The 13,579-nt window shown below is 32.8% G+C and carries 12 protein-coding genes; 10 read left to right on the forward strand and 2 right to left on the reverse strand.

Annotated features, from left to right (window positions below):
- Positions 1-14: 14 nt before the first annotated feature.
- The gene (locus SLW70_RS05655) at positions 15-1,547 is read right to left on the reverse strand and encodes a helicase HerA-like domain-containing protein (RefSeq protein ID WP_320891083.1); all 1,533 of its coding nucleotides are present in this window, start codon (positions 1,545-1,547) and stop codon (positions 15-17) included.
- A gap of 373 nt (positions 1,548-1,920) precedes the next feature.
- On the opposite strand from SLW70_RS05655, the gene SLW70_RS05660 reads away from it, so the two are divergent.
- The 7 genes from SLW70_RS05660 (at position 1,921) to SLW70_RS05690 (ending at position 8,490) form a co-directional block, all read left to right on the forward strand.
- Complete coding sequence (locus tag SLW70_RS05660) at positions 1,921-2,748, forward strand: MotA/TolQ/ExbB proton channel family protein (protein WP_320891084.1); 828 nt, start codon at positions 1,921-1,923, stop codon at positions 2,746-2,748.
- Positions 2,749-2,793: 45 nt separating this feature from the next.
- The gene (locus tag SLW70_RS05665; RefSeq protein ID WP_320891085.1) at positions 2,794-3,405 is read left to right on the forward strand and encodes a biopolymer transporter ExbD; all 612 of its coding nucleotides are present in this window, start codon (positions 2,794-2,796) and stop codon (positions 3,403-3,405) included.
- Positions 3,406-3,424: 19 nt separating this feature from the next.
- Entirely contained in the window at positions 3,425-3,985 is a 561-nt protein-coding gene (locus SLW70_RS05670; RefSeq protein ID WP_320891086.1) for a biopolymer transporter ExbD, read from the forward strand.
- A 34-nt stretch (positions 3,986-4,019) separates the two neighbouring features.
- Entirely contained in the window at positions 4,020-4,823 is an 804-nt protein-coding gene (locus tag SLW70_RS05675; RefSeq protein ID WP_320891088.1) for an energy transducer TonB, read from the forward strand.
- A 325-nt stretch (positions 4,824-5,148) separates the two neighbouring features.
- Complete coding sequence (locus SLW70_RS05680; RefSeq protein WP_320891089.1) at positions 5,149-6,051, forward strand: substrate-binding domain-containing protein; 903 nt, start codon at positions 5,149-5,151, stop codon at positions 6,049-6,051.
- Between the two features lie 37 nt (positions 6,052-6,088).
- Positions 6,089-7,753 (forward strand): hypothetical protein, encoded by a 1,665-nt coding sequence (locus SLW70_RS05685; RefSeq protein ID WP_320891090.1) that lies wholly within the window; start codon positions 6,089-6,091, stop codon positions 7,751-7,753.
- 104 nt (positions 7,754-7,857) lie between these two features.
- Entirely contained in the window at positions 7,858-8,490 is a 633-nt protein-coding gene (locus SLW70_RS05690) for a 7-carboxy-7-deazaguanine synthase QueE (protein ID WP_320891758.1), read from the forward strand.
- 52 nt (positions 8,491-8,542) lie between these two features.
- On the opposite strand, the gene SLW70_RS05695 is transcribed toward SLW70_RS05690, so the two are convergent.
- A complete protein-coding gene (locus SLW70_RS05695) occupies positions 8,543-9,247 on the reverse strand; it encodes a class I SAM-dependent methyltransferase (protein WP_320891091.1) in 705 nt (234 codons plus the stop codon).
- A 73-nt stretch (positions 9,248-9,320) separates the two neighbouring features.
- Between SLW70_RS05695 and SLW70_RS05700 the strand changes: the two genes are divergently transcribed.
- The 3 genes from SLW70_RS05700 to SLW70_RS05710 all read left to right on the forward strand — a co-directional run bounded on the left by SLW70_RS05700 (position 9,321) and on the right by SLW70_RS05710 (position 12,654).
- Positions 9,321-9,815: a YkgJ family cysteine cluster protein gene (locus SLW70_RS05700; protein ID WP_320891092.1), complete on the forward strand. Its 495-nt coding sequence runs from the start codon at positions 9,321-9,323 to the stop codon at positions 9,813-9,815.
- Positions 9,816-9,915: 100 nt separating this feature from the next.
- Positions 9,916-11,151 (forward strand): ABC transporter permease, encoded by a 1,236-nt coding sequence (locus SLW70_RS05705; RefSeq protein WP_320891093.1) that lies wholly within the window; start codon positions 9,916-9,918, stop codon positions 11,149-11,151.
- A 345-nt stretch (positions 11,152-11,496) separates the two neighbouring features.
- Positions 11,497-12,654, forward strand: a complete 1,158-nt coding sequence (locus tag SLW70_RS05710; protein ID WP_320891094.1) for an IS110 family transposase — start codon at positions 11,497-11,499, stop codon at positions 12,652-12,654.
- The last annotated feature ends 925 nt before the right edge of the window (positions 12,655-13,579 follow it).

Genomic DNA, 13,579 nt, shown 5'->3' on the forward strand with positions numbered 1-13,579 from the left:
TTGGATAGAAAATTTTATTTTTTCATTACTTTAGATAAAACACCAAAAAAGCCCCTTATAAAAGTAGCGCTGGTTAAGACTTTTAAAACAGATTTCCCTACGACTTCAGTAGTACTTGGGCCAGCTGATGTTTTTCTTTTAACAACTTTAGTTTCGGCCTCTTTTTGTGCCTGTTGTTCAGCTTCCTTTTCAATCGCTGTGATTTTTTTATTTAGTAATTCATACGCGCTTTCTCTGTCAATGAGTTCGCTGTATTTTCTAACCAGTTTTGACTGATTGTTTATTTCTTGGATTTCGCTTTCAGTTAAAATGTCCATTCTGCTCATTGGAGCTCTTAGCATAGTAGCAACTAGTGGGGTGGGAATTCCTTTTTCGTTTAGTGCAGTCACCAATGCTTCTCCAATCCCTAAACTCGTTAATACTTCACTAGTATCGTAAAATTCTGAACTAGGATAGTTGTCAGCAGTTTGTTTAATTGCTTTTCTGTCATTTGCTGTAAAAGCTCTTAAAGCATGTTGAATTTTTAGTCCTAACTGCGCTAGGATTCCACTAGGAACATCCATAGGGTTTTGGGTGATAAAGTAGATTCCAATGCCTTTTGATCGAATTAATTTTACAATAGTTTCGATTTGATCTAATAAAGCTTTACTGGCTTCCTTAAATATAAGATGTGCTTCGTCAATAAAAATAACGAGTTCCGGTCTTCCAGAATCTCCTTGTTCAGGCATTTGCTGGTATATTTCAGACATTAGGCTCAACATGAATGTAGAGAATAGTTTGGGTTTGTCTTGGATGTCGGTAAGTCTCATGATATTCACGTAGCCTTTTCCGTTTTCGTCAATACGCATTAAATCATCAATTTCGAATGATTTTTCTCCAAAAAACAATTCTGCCCCTTGTTGTTCTAGTTCGATTATTTTTCTTAAAATAGTTCCTGTGGTCGATGTAGATATTTTACCATAACTCTCTGTAATTTCTTCTTTCCCTTCTTCAGTTATGTAGTTAATGACTTTTTTAATGTCTTTTAAATCTAATAAAGGCATTTTGTTGTCGTCACAATATTTAAAGATGATGGAAACAACACCTGATTGGGTGTCATTTAAATCTAAAATTCTAGAGAATAATACTGGTCCAAATTCAGAGACGGTGGCACGAAGTCGTACGCCATTTTGCTCAGAAAGAGTAAGTAATTCTACTGGGAATTTTGCAATAGTATAAGGCAGATTGATTTTAGTATGGCGCTCTGTTATAAAGCTTTTTTCTTCCCCTTCTTTGGCTATTCCACTAAAATCCCCTTTGATATCCATCATAAGAACTGGGATGCCTGCCAAAGATAGCTGCTCGGATAGGACTTGGATAGTTTTGGTTTTACCTGTTCCAGTTGCACCTGCGATTAAACCATGTCGATTTAATGTCTTTAGAGGGATTTTGACATGGGTGTCAAGAATAGGTTCATTATCCAGGATTCCTCCCCCAATTGTTATGCTGTCACCCTTGCTAGAATACCCGTCATTTATATGTTTTGAGAAGCTATCTTTTCTATTCATAATGTAAATTTAATGTTGTGTTAACATGGATTTTGTAGATTTTAAAAATAGGTAATTTTAGTGTTTACTGCAATTTTTATTGTTTTTTATTATTAATAATAAAAATTATGGGTTAATTAACAAGGGATGTATTTTTTATTGAATTAGTGTAAAAATGCTCAAAAAAGTAGCGTATTTGCGGTTATATTGAATGTATATTGTGAATATCTTTTTAAATGTCTTGTAATATGATAAAATCTTTTTTTTTACGGTTGAAAAATTACATTTTAAATAAAAAAAAATTTTTTTATTTGAACTAAACATATAAATTTGCTACACGACAAGTTAATTACAACTGAAATAAATTATTTAAAACATTAAAATTTAAAAAAAAATGGCAAACGTTAAAGTTAAAAAGGAAAACACTTCAAAAGGTGGAGGAATGGTTTCGGGAATCATCATTGTGGCATGTGTATTTGTTGGATGGTTGATTTGGAATTTTATTATGGGTAATGGAGCGAATTTTGAAGGTGGTGTTAATACAGGTCACCCACTACCAGGAAACTATTTGGCGATGGTATACAAAGGAGGTCCAATTGTACCAGTTTTGATGGGATTGTTATTGATGACTATTGTATTTTCTTTTGAAAGATACTTTGTGATTACAAAAGCAGCAGGAAAAGGAAACTTAGATAAGTTTATGGATGCTGTACAAAAAAGCATTAAAGCAGGTAATATTGATGAGGCTATTGCTAGTTGTGATAAACAACAAGGTTCTGTAGCAAATGCTATTAAGTCAGCTTTAGTTAAATATCAAGATGTTAAAAAAGAAGGATTCAATAGTGAAGAAGCTTCTGAAACAATTCACAAAGAAATCGAAGAGGCTACATCTCTTGAAATGCCAATGTTAGAGAAAAACATGACTATTATCTCTTCATTAGTATCTTTGGGGACTTTAGCTGGTTTGTTAGGAACAGTAACGGGGATGATTAAAGCGTTTGGTGCATTAGCTTCTGCTGGTACTCCTGATCAAGCTGCTCTTGCGAATGGTATTTCTGAAGCACTTATTAATACTGCTACTGGTATCTCTACTTCTGTATTGGCAATTATTTCTTATAATTTCTTTACTTCAAAAATTGATGATTTGACTTACTCTATCGATGAGGCAGGTACTACAATTGTAAATACCTACAGACACTTTAGAGGAAGTTTGAAACAATAATAATTTTTGATATAGGGATATATCAAAATAAAAATAAAAGAAATTATGGCTAAAAAAATGTCAAAAAAATCAACATCAATCGACATGACTGCCATGTGTGATGTTGCGTTCCTTTTGCTTACATTCTTTATTTTGACTGCTACTGCTAAAGTTCCAGAGGCATTACCAGTGGATACGCCTTCTTCAACAGTTCAAACAAAATTACCAGAAACTGACCTTGCTACTTTAACAATTGGTGGTAATAAAAAAGTCTTTTTTGATTTGAAAGGAAGAGAAGTTCGTGTTAGGACTTTAGAGTTGATGGGGGAGAAATATAATGTTGAGTTTTCAGAAGATGAGAAAGCTAAATTTGCTTTAATGGATGGATTTGGAGTTCCAATTCTAAATTTAAAACAAATTATAGAGATGAAATCATCTGAGAGAAACAAAGCAGGACAACCTGGTATTCCGTTAGATTCATTAGATAACCAATTGAAAGAATGGGTTTATAATGCGCGTATAGCGAATATTGAGGTGAATGATAAAGAATTGCAAATTGCTATCAAAGGTGATGCAAAAGAAGAGTATCCTATTATTAGAAAAGTGATGGATATTTTACAAGATCAAAAAATCAATAGCTTTAGTTTAGTTACTGGTTTAAGAGGTAAAGATTTTTAATTAAAAAAAATACACTAAAATGGCTGAATTAAATACCGGCGACAGTGGTGGTGGTAAAGGCGGCAAGGTAAGAAGTAAAAAGCAAAACTCGAAAGTAGATTTAACTGCTATGGTGGATTTGGCTTTCTTATTAATCACGTTCTTTATGCTTACTACTACGTTGTCAAAACCTCAATCGATGAGCTTGGGGTTGCCAGATAAAGATCCTAAAGAGGATTCCAAAGACATGAAAGTTGATGAAAATCGAACTATGACTATTATGTTGGGGGATAATGATAAATTAGTTTTTTATATGGGATTGTTAAATAATCCTATTGCTGGTCCTGATGATATTGCTTACGGAAAAGATGGGATTCGTAAAGAGTTAATCAAAAGAAAGAAGGAAGTTTTAGCTTATTCAACAGCAAAAGGAAAGCCTGATCAAGGAATGATTGTTATTATCAAGCCTAGTAAAAAATCAAATTACAGAAATGTAATTGATATTTTAGATGAGATGGCAATTTCTAGTATTCCTACTTACACAATTGTTAACGATTTTACGCCTGAGGAAACAAAATTGTTAGAAGGAAAACAAGAGTAATCTTACTTTCTTTATAACCTAATAATTAAGAAAAATGAAATTAGATATATTAAAAAACCATTGGCTGGAAATTGTTTTTGAAGGGCGTAATAAAAGTTATGGTGCTTATGTTTTAAGAAAAGAAAATGGTAAAACTACCATTAAAGCGCTTATTATAGGTGCTGTTCTTTTTGCTTTAGCTATAAGTACACCATTACTGATGAGTTTACTGCCTGAGAAGCAAGAGGAAGATATTGATAGAGATATCAAAATCACGGCAGTAAAATTGCCTCCAAAGCCAAAAGAAGAAATTAAAAAATTACTTCCACCGCCTCCACCACCTCCTCCAAAAGTAGATCAGGTGAAATTTGTTAAGCCAGTTGTGGCTAAGGCAGAAGAGGTTACCGAAGAACCGCCTAAGATTGTTGAGATCAAAGAAAAGAAAATTGGTAGTGAAACAATCAAAGGAGATCCTGATGCGGTCTTGACTGTTGCTCCTGTTGGAACAGGACCAAAAGTAGCTCAAGTTGTTGAGGAAGATAATCAAATTTACAACACTGCTGGTATTGAGGTGAAACCTGAATTTCCTGGAGGAATGGATAAGTTTTATTCATACGTAGGTAAAAATTACAGAGCTCCTGAAGAAGAAGGTTTAAAAGGAAAAGTTTATGTGACTTTTGTTGTTGAAAAAGATGGTTCGTTAACTGATATTAAAGTACTAAGAGATATTGGATATGGAACAGGAAAAGAGGCAATTCGAGTTTTAAGTAAATGTCCTAAATGGAACCCTGGAGTGCAAAATGGAAAGCCGGTAAGGGTACTTTATTCTTTGCCAATTACCATTCAAACTGCTGACTAATGTTGAGTAAAATTTTTAGAAATATTAAGAAGAAATCGCTCAAAGAGCGATTTCTTTTTTTTATAGGTGTTTTGTTTTTTTTACTATACTTTGTATTGGGATTATTTATTATATTTATCGATAAATTTCCAATTAATATGAGCATTAATTATAGAATAGCCTTTGGAGTATTATTGATTGTTTATGCTTTTATAAGGTTTGTACGTATTGTTAGTGATAATAAAGATTGAATATTAGGTGTAGATTGATGTTAAGTTTCTTTGGGTCATCTCAATAATTAAAGATGGCGAAAAAATAATTCCCTATAAAAATAAATTTTACCTTTATGAAATTACCGTTAAGTTTTACTCTTGTATTTGTTGTTGTTCTTACAAGTTTGTTTTTTTGCTGTAAAAAAGCTACTAGTGATAATGAAACAATATTAAAAGGGGGTGTGACTATTTTGGTAGATGAGACTTTAGCACCAATTATTGAAGATCAAATTGCCGTTTTTGAAAGTGAGTATAACGCCAAAATAATTTTAGATGCAAAATCTGAAAAAGAAGCTTCTTTAGCTTTTATTAAAGATACTTCTCGAATAATTGTTTTGTCTAGAACTTTAAATGATTCCGAATTAAAATATTTTGAAAAATTAAAAATAACTCCAAAGACTACTAAGATTGGGACTGATGCTATTACATTTATTACAAATAAAAAAAATAAAGATACTTTATTAGCACTAGAAGATGTGGTTAAGTTTTTGAAAGGAACTCCTCAGAATAGGGTTAAAGGTATTGTTTTTGACAATCCAAATTCAAGTACGGTACGGTATTTGAATGAATTGTCAGGAATCACATCTTTACCTGAAAAGAATGTTTATTCTTTTAAGAACAATAGTGAAGTTGTCAAGTTTGTTGCTGAAAATGATGGAATGATTGGCGTTGTTGGATTAAATTGGTTATATCAACCCACGGCCGATGTCAAAGAGTATTTGAAGAATGTAAGTGTGATGAGTTTAAAAGGGATTGGAGGAAAAGAGTTTTATGCTCCTACTCAGAATAACATTGCCGAAGGTACTTATCCTATGTCTAGAGATTTGTATATTATCAATTGTCAAGGGTATTCTGGATTAGGAATGGGATTTGCATCTTTTGTAGCTGGTGATATTGGTCAAAGGATTATTCTAAAGTCAGGTCTATTACCTGTTCGTGTACCAGGTCGTAAGATTCTCATCAATGGAAAAATATAAAGTGAAAATGAAAATGAATAAATTAAATAATGTTAAAATGATAAAATTTAAATTTTTAAGCGTTGCTTTTTTTGCGACAATGTCTGTAATTCAAGCTCAAGATATAAATCAAGTTAAGTCAGAGTTAGATGCAGAGCAGTTCGAAAAAGCTAAGAATACTTTAAAGTCAATTGTTAAAAATGATGCAGGTAATGGTAAAGCTTTCTTTTTACTAGGAAATGTTTACATGAATCAAAATGTAATTGACTCAGCTAAAATCGCATACAATAACGGTTTAAAGGCAAAAGATGACCAACATTTCAATCATATTGGTTTAGGTCAAGTTAGCCTTGAGAAAGGTAATGTTGCTGAGGCTAAAGCAAAGTTTGATTTGGCTAAAAATGAAATGAGAAAAAGAGACTATGAGGAGTTAATTTATATTGCTCGTGCTTATATGAATGTTTCTAATCCAAATTTCCAAGAGGCTATTAATGTTTTAAACTCAGTAAACGAAAGAAGTAGTCAAGAGGCTCAGGTTTTGTTGGCACTTGGGGATGCTTATTATGGGAATAAAGATCAAAATAATGCTTTTAAAAACTATAGAGCTGCTTTTCAAAACGATTCAAGTTTAATTAGGGCCAAAATGCAATTAGGGGTGTTGCTAAAAGGAGCTAAGGCTTATACTGAAGCAGTAAGTGCTTTTGATGAAGTAATTGCTATTAAGCCTAATTATGGTCCAGTTTACAGAGAATTAGCCGAAACTTATTATTATTGGGGAGCTAATGAGCCTAAAAACTATGATTCTTATGTACAGAAAGCCTTGAGTTTTTATGAAAAGTATATGAGTCTTACAGATTATTCTTTGGCTTCACGTATGAGACATGCAGATTTTCTTATCCTAGCTAAAGATTACAAAGCGTTAGAAATTGAAGCTAATAAAATGAAGGAGTTAGATAAAGTAAATCCTAGAATTTATAGATATTTAGGGTATTCTGCTTATGAGAATGGTAATATTGATTCAGCAATAAATTCTTTAAATACTTTTGTAAATAATCCGGCTAATAAAGTTATTGCTCAAGATTGGATGTATTTAGGTTTGGCAAAAATCAATAAAGCAACTAAAGCTGACGGTTCTTTAGATTTACCTATTTTTAATGAAGGTATTGAATTTATGAGAAAAGGTGTAGATATGGAGCCAACTCTTACTAGTGATTTAGGTGATATTGGTAAAAAATTATATGAACAAAAATTGTTTAAAGAAGCTGCTGCCGTTTTTGAAATTGCTACATCTAACAAACAATCTAAAAGCTTTTTATTGGATAACTTTTATTTAGGGAATTCAATTTACTTTGATAATACAAGAAGCGGCGCTGTAAAAGATACTATTGCTCTTAAAAAAGCAGATATTGCTTTTGGAAACGTAATCGAAGCTTCGCCAGCTACTCTTGATGCGTATGTGTATCGTGCAAGAACGCAAACGTTATTAGATAATGATGAAATGATGATTAAATATTACCAACAATATGTTGATTTAGTGACTCAAAAAGGTCCTGAAGAAATGTCTAAGGCAAATGTTAAGTCAAAATTAATAGAAGCTTTTAATACAATGGCAGCTGGTTATGCTAATACTGATAAGCCGAAAGCTATTGAATATTTTAATAAAACTCTAGCGATAGATCCTAATAATGCTTATGCTAATCAGTCAATAAAAGCATTGAAATAAGAGCTTGTATTTTATAGGTTTAAAACCGGTAACATTTGTTATCGGTTTTTTTATTTCAAACTACTTTATTTTTTATGCCTATCTTTGCCATTCAAAATTTTAGAATGCTATCAAAAGAAGTACAATTAGAAGTTAATAAAGGAGCTATGTTGCCCTTGATGGAAGAGTTTTATACGATCCAAGGCGAAGGCTATCATACAGGGACTGCGGCTTATTTTATAAGAATTGGTGGTTGTGATGTAGGTTGTCATTGGTGCGATGTTAAAGAAAGCTGGAATGCCGAATTGCATCCCCCTACGGCAGTTGATGTTATTGTCGAAAATGCAAGTAAATATTCTGAAACTGTTGTTGTGACAGGAGGAGAGCCTTTAACATGGGATATGGGTTTGTTAACTCAAAAATTAAAGAAAAACAATCGTAAAACACATATTGAAACTTCAGGTGCTTATCCTTTAACTGGTGATTGGGATTGGATATGTCTTTCTCCCAAAAAAAATAAATTACCTACAGATACGGTCTATGCAGCTGCACATGAGTTGAAAGTTATTATTCATAACAAGCATGATTTCATTTTTGCAGAAGAACAAGCTGAACTTGTAAATGATAATGCGATTCTTTTTTTACAACCAGAATGGAGTAAAAAAGAAGAAATGACCGCTTTAATTGTTGATTATGTAATGGCTCATCCTAAGTGGAGAGTCTCTTTACAGACGCATAAGTACTTAAATATACCTTAAAAATATAATGCCAGATACTATTTGTGTCTGGCTTTTTTTTTAAAGCTAGTGTTTAGATGCTAAGTTTCGCTAAATAATCATAATGTTCTCCCTCAAGAATTAACTCTGGCTGAAATCCATTTGCATAGGCAGCATTTTGCAGTGTATTATAGTCTAAGTACAGCCAGTCCAAAGGAAGTTCTTTTTGTCCTTTATAGGAAACTTCAAAAATAAGTTCTCCATAATATCCATTAGCGGGTACTTCATAAGCGCCATCTTCATCTTCGTCAAACATATAAATAATGTCAGAGCTGTCAATTAGTATTTGTCCACCTAGTGCTAATAATGATTTTAGTTTATTTAGAAATACAGGAAGTTTTTTGAGTTTCCCACATATTCCTGTTCCGTTCATCATTAATAATATGGTGTCGTATTTTTGGTTCTCTAGCAACATAAAGTCTTGGACGAAAGCATTTTTAACAGCTCGAAGTCGGCAAGTTTCAATTGCTTTCTCTGAAATATCTATAGCAGTAACTTCTAGTTTACGTTCATTTTGTAAATACAAACTATGGCTCCCCGCGCCACAACCAATATCGAGTACTTTTCCTTTGGCTAGTTGTAATGCCTTTTGTTCGATTTTCGGCATTTCACTAAAAGTCCTAAAAAGATAAGCAACACTCATTTCGTCTTCTTCGGATATCGAAGTCGAGGTGATTAAGTCTTCTGGATTATTATTGGTTTGAAAATCATATATGGCTTGGCCAAAAAGGTCTTTCATTATTTTTGTTTTAAAGTTGAAGTACAAGCTCAAAAAGTGTTTAACTTTGCAAAGTAACTTTTAAAAATCACTTTTGAAACCAGCATTAAACGAACTTGAAAAGCTAGCCAAAGATAAGCATATAGAAAACAAAAAGTATTTTGATAAGCTTAAAAAGAAAACTCCAAAAAATTTGGACTATATAATGCAGGATCTTCACGAGGCTGAATTTAAAAAAACAGATTGTTTGGATTGCGCCAATTGCTGTAAAACGACAGGGCCTTTATTTACATTGGCTGATATTGAGCGAATTTCAAAATATCTCAAACAAAAACCACAACAGTTCATTGAGCAATACTTGCGCATTGATGAAGATAAAGATTATGTGCTGCAAACGGTGCCTTGTCATTTTTTGGATACAGATAACACTTGTTTTATTTATGATGTAAGGCCAAAAGCGTGTCGCGAATTCCCTCATACAGATAGAAAAAAGTTTCAGCAAATAACAGATCTTACTTTGAAGAATATTCCAGTTTGTCCAGCAGCTTATAATATAGTTGAAGAGATGAAGAAAAAGTTACCACTTTAATTCGCTAGAAGAAGTTGTTATTTGTGTAATTAGTGCTTGACTTTTTCATGAATATTCTTAGTCATATCAATTATTTCTACATTACTAAACCAATATTATTTTGAATTTAGAATACTTTATTGCCAAAAGACTTGTAACTGCAAAAGATAACAAAAGCAGTATTTCAGCTCCCATAATCAAAATTGCCATCTCTGCTATTGCAATCGGAATGATTATGATGATTGTTTCTGTAGCAACAGGTATTGGATTGCAGCAAAAAATCCGTGAAAAAGTATCTGCTTTTAATGGACATATTTTGATTTCAAATTTTGATACCAACGAATATGACGCAACACTTACGCCTATTTCAATCAGGCAGGATTTTTACCCAAAATTTTCTTCTGTTCCAGATGTTGAGCATATTCAAGGCGTAGCTAGTAAAGCAGGTATAATAAGAACCGAAAATGCTTTCGAAGGTATCGTTTATAAGGGAGTGGGTAGAGATTATAAATGGGATAATATTAAAGAGTATTTGATTTCAGGTAAATTACCTGATTTTTCTGGAAGTCTAAATGAGGAGATTGTAATTTCTCAATATTTAGCAAAACGACTTAATTTCAAAGTTGGGGACTCTTTTAATACCTTCTTTATGAAAGACGGTCAAAACAAAATGCCTAATAGTAGAAGGTTTGAAATTGTCGGGATTTTTAATTCAGGTTTTCAGGAGTTCGATGCGACTTATATTATAGGTGATATTAGGCATATTCAACGAATTAATAAATGGACTGCGGAACAAGTCGGTGGGTTTGAAATTTTTGTTAAAGATTTTGACCAGATTGAACAGATTGGCGAAGCAGTTTACAAACACATAGGCTCTACTTTAAATTCAAAAACAATTGTCGAAAAGTATAGCTACATCTTCGAGTGGTTGAAACTATTTGACTTCAATATAGTTGTTATCTTAGTAGTAATGATTATTGTTGCAACCATCAATATGGTGGTGGCTTTGTTGGTCCTTATTCTTGAGCGTACTCAAATGATTGGTATATTAAAAGCAATAGGTGCAAATAACTGGAGTGTCCGAAAGGTTTTTCTTTATAACGCAACCTATCTAATCTTCCGAGGACTGTTTTGGGGAAACCTAATTGGCATCGGATTCCTTTTAGCTCAGCAGTATTTTGGCGTGATAAAACTCAATCCTGAGAACTATTATGTCAACGAAGCGCCTGTGTATATCAACATAGTCTATATATTATTGTTGAATCTGCTTACAGTTGGCGTGTGTTTTGTTGTTCTGTTAATTCCTTCGTATATTATTACCAAGATATCTCCAGTCAAAGCGATTCGTTTCGATTAGTTTTTTTTAGGAGCTAATCCTGCTATTCGTTACAATCTTGTGGCTGGATAAATCCCCCCGCCACAAGGATTTCCACTACTATCAGGGCTCATATCTTTGTTATAGTTACAAAATGATAAAATACGTATCTTTAAAATAGTAATAATTGATAAACAAAATGAAGTTGCAAAATTCTATCGGGGCCAGATACGTTTAATACGATATTGTAAGCTAGGTTAATCAACTTCATTTTAATTACATTTCAAGTCGCAATAGTACTTAAGCACTAGGTTTTTAATTTAGATGCAGTATAACTAATGAGCCAAGACCCATGTAGTTTTTTGTTTATCTAAAAATCAAAAAGTTATGATTTTAAAGTATTCTGTGGGATTAGATGTTTCTAGTAGCAAAATTGATGGATCAATTTGTGTCATTGATGAGAACCAACAAGTTCAGTTTAAGTCAAAAATAACCTTTAACAACACTGTTTCTGGTTTTGAAAGTTTAGACTCTTGGATAACAAAATGGCATAAAGAGATGGATTTGCCTTTGGTTGTTTGTATGGAAGCCACAGGTGTCTATCATGAAAATTGTGCGTTATATTTATTTGAAAAAGGATATAAACTATCTATAGTTTTACCTAATAAGGCAAAGAAATACTTAGAATGTTTGGGTTTAAAATCTAAGAATGATAGTATTGACGCTAGAGGATTGGCACAAATGGGAGTTGAACAATGCTTAAGCCTTTGGGAGCCATTAGGACGCTACTATTATGAATTACGTCACTACACCAGACAGCATCAAAATATACAAGAATTAAAAACGGTCATAAGTAATCAAATCCATGCATTAGAACACTCGATGTATCGTTCCGATTTATTGATTGATCAACTTAAAAGCACTATAGCTCTGTTTGATGCTCAGTTGAAAGAATTAGATAAAAAAATGAAATTACATCTTAAATCTGATGCTGTAGTTTATAATAAATGCTTAAATATCTTGGCAATTAAAGGAATAGGATACTTAACTATAGCAACTCTAATAGCAGAAACTAATGGTTTTGAGCTATTTAAAAACTATAAGCAATTAGTTTCTTATGCTGGTTATGATGTTGTTGAAGCTCAATCAGGAACTAGGGTTGGAAAGACTAAGATATCTAAAAAAGGGAATTCAAGAATAAGAAGAGCTCTTCATATGCCGTCTTTAATAGTTATAACATGTAAAGAAAAACCGTTTTTAGATTTGTATAATAGGACTTTTGAAAAACACGCCATAAAAATGAAAAGTTATGTAGCGGTACAGAAAAAATTATTAGTAATGGTCTATCATTTGTGGAAGAAAAATGAACGATACGATACTGATTATCGAATAAATATTCAAGAAAAGGAACAGGAGCTTTCTTCTCTGCTTGCCTTTGAAAAAGGCACAAACGCAAAAATGGATAAAAAAATTAGCCCCAAACAAGTTGAGGCTAAACAAGGTAAACATTCAACGAAAAACCGCAGTATGCTTCCTCTCTGCTAAAACAAATATATTGAAAAATTAATCAAAATAAATTAGGTTTTAAAGATAGTACCTAGGGCAGAGGTAGTTTTAGGAAAATTCCGTTATTAAGAGTGTTTGCTACTATATATAGGTAAGAAAGGGTGTCTGTATTATAGTGTATGTCCCGAAGTCTCGTTTATATTGTATTAAGATTTCTGTGTGACTCTTTGTTAATCTCAGTGAAATCCTCTCCAGTGCCCCTTCAATCTGTGTCAATCTTCCGCTATATCTTGTGGCGGCATAAATGCCCGCCGCCACAAGGATGCCGCTACTATCAGGGCTAGGGCAGAGGTGGTTTCAGGAAGATTCCGTTATTAAGAGTGTTTGATACTATATGTAGATACGAAAGAGTGTCTTTATTATATTGTATTAAAATTTTAGTGCGTCTCTTTGTTAATCTTAGTAAAATCCGCTCCAGTATCCCTTTAATCTGTGCCAATCTGCGAAATCTGCGTTAAAACCTTTGTGTATCTCTGTGTTTTCTCTGTGAAATCCCTTTTTATAGTGTCTTTAATCTGTGCTAATCTGAGAAATCTGTGTTCAAACTATTCATGTATTCCTTGTTTCCTCTGTGCATCTTCATAAAATCCCTTTTTATAGTGTCTTTAATCTGTGCTAATCTGAGCCATCTGTGTTCAAACTATTCATATCTTTCCTGTTTCCTCTGTGTATCTTTGTGAAATCCCTATTAAAGTGTATTCAATCTGAGCCATCTGTGTTTAATTGCTTTGTGATCTTAGTGCTTCCTTGGTGTTCTTTGTGTTTAAGTAAGCCTAAACTCTTACAAAACCATAATTCTCTTTAAAAACAATATTCACATTTTCAGTGTGTTGGAAAAAAGGTTAAAATAAAGTTACGAAAAGGTATTGTTTAATTGAATAAAGGCGGTACTTTTGCACCCGCA

Source organism: Flavobacterium sp. NG2, assembly GCF_034119845.1.
Lineage (GTDB): Bacteria > Bacteroidota > Bacteroidia > Flavobacteriales > Flavobacteriaceae > Flavobacterium.

Coding starts and splice junctions, on each gene's coding strand:
- SLW70_RS05655 (WP_320891083.1), bottom strand. CDS start 1,547: ATGAATAGAAAAGATAGCTTCTCAAAACATATAAATGACGGGTATTCT.
- SLW70_RS05680 (WP_320891089.1), top strand. CDS start 5,149: ATGAAATTACCGTTAAGTTTTACTCTTGTATTTGTTGTTGTTCTTACA.
- SLW70_RS05660 (WP_320891084.1), top strand. CDS start 1,921: ATGGCAAACGTTAAAGTTAAAAAGGAAAACACTTCAAAAGGTGGAGGA.
- SLW70_RS05675 (WP_320891088.1), top strand. CDS start 4,020: ATGAAATTAGATATATTAAAAAACCATTGGCTGGAAATTGTTTTTGAA.
- SLW70_RS05665 (WP_320891085.1), top strand. CDS start 2,794: ATGGCTAAAAAAATGTCAAAAAAATCAACATCAATCGACATGACTGCC.
- SLW70_RS05685 (WP_320891090.1), top strand. CDS start 6,089: ATGATAAAATTTAAATTTTTAAGCGTTGCTTTTTTTGCGACAATGTCT.
- SLW70_RS05695 (WP_320891091.1), bottom strand. CDS start 9,247: ATGAAAGACCTTTTTGGCCAAGCCATATATGATTTTCAAACCAATAAT.
- SLW70_RS05690 (WP_320891758.1), top strand. CDS start 7,858: ATGCTATCAAAAGAAGTACAATTAGAAGTTAATAAAGGAGCTATGTTG.
- SLW70_RS05710 (WP_320891094.1), top strand. CDS start 11,497: ATGATTTTAAAGTATTCTGTGGGATTAGATGTTTCTAGTAGCAAAATT.
- SLW70_RS05670 (WP_320891086.1), top strand. CDS start 3,425: ATGGCTGAATTAAATACCGGCGACAGTGGTGGTGGTAAAGGCGGCAAG.